Source organism: Streptomyces beijiangensis (genome assembly GCF_017315755.1).
In the GTDB taxonomy this organism is placed as follows: Bacteria; Actinomycetota; Actinomycetes; order Streptomycetales; family Streptomycetaceae; genus Streptomyces; species Streptomyces beijiangensis.
On the sequence record NZ_JAFLRJ010000468.1, the window covers coordinates 1 to 2,298 of the forward strand.

3 protein-coding genes are annotated in these 2,298 nt (G+C 72.4%); all 3 read left to right on the plus strand.

Going from position 1 to position 2,298, the window contains the following annotated elements; genetic code table 11:
- Window positions 1–105 precede the first annotated feature (105 nt).
- Complete coding sequence (locus J0695_RS34770) at window positions 106–705, plus strand: type 1 glutamine amidotransferase family protein (protein WP_206968764.1); 600 nt, start codon at window positions 106–108, stop codon at window positions 703–705.
- The gene (locus J0695_RS34775) at window positions 702–1,157 is read left to right on the plus strand and encodes a MarR family winged helix-turn-helix transcriptional regulator (RefSeq protein ID WP_206968765.1); all 456 of its coding nucleotides are present in this window, start codon (window positions 702–704) and stop codon (window positions 1,155–1,157) included. Before J0695_RS34770 ends, J0695_RS34775 begins: the two co-directional genes overlap by 4 nt.
- A gap of 89 nt (window positions 1,158–1,246) precedes the next feature.
- On the plus strand, window positions 1,247–2,298 hold a 1,052-nt coding region (locus J0695_RS34780), incomplete at its 3' end, for a serine/threonine-protein kinase (protein WP_206968766.1).

Consider the following 2,298-nt stretch of genomic DNA (forward strand, 5'->3'; position numbering starts at 1 on the left):
CGGAGCCCCAGGGCGGGGGTCCGCGAGGCGGGGGTCCATTGACAGCATGCTGCCCTAGTGACAGCCTGCTGTCATAGGCACGTCCCGCCCCCACCGGAGGCCCTCATGCCCGCGCCCCGCAAACCCGTACACCTCGCCGTCTACGACTCCTTCGCCGACTGGGAGACAGGCCACACCACCGCCCATCTCGCCCGTAACGGCTGGACCGTCCGCACCGTCGCCCCCACCCTCGCCCCCGTCACCACCATCGGCGGCCTCCGCATCCAGCCCGACCTCACGCTCGACGATCTGGACCCCGCCGACAGCGCCCTCCTGATCCTCACCGGGGCCGACCTCTGGGACTCCGGCGACGCACTCGCGCCCTTCGCCCGTACCGCCCGCGCCTTCCTCGACGCGGACGTCCCGGTCGCCGCGATCTGCGGGGCCACGGCCGGTCTCGCCCGCGAGGGCCTGCTCGACGACCGCGACCACACCAGTGCGGTCTCCTTCTACCTCGCGGCCACCGCCTACAAGGGCGCCGACCGCTATGTCGAGGCCGACGCCGTCACCGACCGCGGCCTGGTCACCGCGGGCCCCACCGAGCCCGTCGCCTTCGCCCGCGAGGTCTTCCGGCTGCTCGGCGTGTACGACGACAAGAAGCTCGACGCCTGGTACCGGCTCTTCCACGACTCCGACGCCAGTGCCTACGAGGTCCTCTCCGAATGAGCCACACCGCCCGCACCGATCAGGACCTGCTCAGCCGCACCGCTCTCGGCACCTTCCGACTGAACGGCCAGTTCATCGCCGTCTCCGAGGAGTTGAGCAGACCCGCCGGACTGACCGCCGCCTGGTGGCAGGTGCTCGGCGCCGTACTGCAGGAGCCGCTCCCCGTCTCCGGGATCGCCCGCACCATGGGCATCACCCGCCAGAGCGTGCAGCGCATCGCGGACCTGCTCGCGGAGAAGGGCCTCGCCGAGTACGTACCGAATCCGGCGCACCGCCGCGCCAAGCTCCTGCGCCCCACCGATGAGGGCCGCGCCGCCGTCCGGAAGATCGGGCCCGGCCACGCCGACCTGGCGGCGCGCCTCGCGCAGGAACTGGGCGAGGCCCAATTCGTGGAGACGGTAAGGGTGTTGGAACGCCTGTCCGAAGCCATGTCCGCAGTTACGGAACAGTAGACGGACCAGGATCCCACTGTCGCACCCGCGCACTATCCTCCCTATACATCAGGCATGTACGGGCTTGTACGGGGGAGGTCGGTCCGGCCATGGAGAAGTTGAGCCCAGAAGACCCGCAACGCATCGGCGCCTACCGCCTGTTGGCCCGCCTGGGCGCAGGCGGAATGGGCCAGGTCTACCTGGCCCGCTCGGACCGCGGCCGCACCGTGGCCGTCAAGCTCGTCCGCCGCGAACTCGCCGAACAGGAGGAGTTCCGCAGCCGGTTCCGCCGCGAGGTGCGGGCCGCGAGACAGGTCGGCGGCGATGGGGGCTCCCCTGCTCGAGCGGAGCCGAGAGCTTGGGGATGGACGGCGCCCGTCCTGGACGCCGACACCGAGGCCCCCGTCCCCTGGGTCGCCACGGGGTACGTCGCAGGGCCGTCCCTGCACGCCGTCGTGTCCGGGCCCCACGGCCCCCTGCCCGAGCGCTCGGTCCGTACGCTCGCGACCGGGCTCGCCCACGCCCTGCACGACATCCACGCGGCCGGCATCATCCACCGCGACCTCAAGCCGTCCAACGTCCTGATCACCATCGACGGCCCGCGCGTCATCGACTTCGGCATCGCGCGCGCCCTGGAGTCCGCGACCGACGGCGGCCTGACGCGGACCGGCGCGCTCGTCGGCTCGCCCGGCTTCATGGCTCCCGAGCAGGTACGCGGCGACCCGGTGACCCCCGCCTGCGACATCTTCTGCCTCGGCTCGGTCCTGGCGTACGCGGCCACCGGCAGGCTGCCGTTCGGCACCTCGGAGAGCGGGGTGCACGCGCTGATGTTCCGTATCGCCCAGGAGCCGCCGGACCTCGAAGGGCTCCCGGAGTCGCTGCGGGACCTGGTCACCGAATGCCTGCGGAAGGAACCGGCCGCCCGGCCCTCCCTGGCGACGGTCCTGGAGCGGATCGGCGCCGACACCACCGAGCAGCCATGGCTGCCGGCGGCGCTGGTCGCCCAACTGGGCAGCCATGCCGTGCAGTTACTGGACATCGAGAACCCCAGGGGCGGCACCGCCGAGACCCGGCTGCCCGTACCGCAGCAGCCGCCCGACCCCGGCGGGGTCGGGGTCCACCACCTCCCGACGGCGGTCGTGGCACCCACACCGCCACCCGC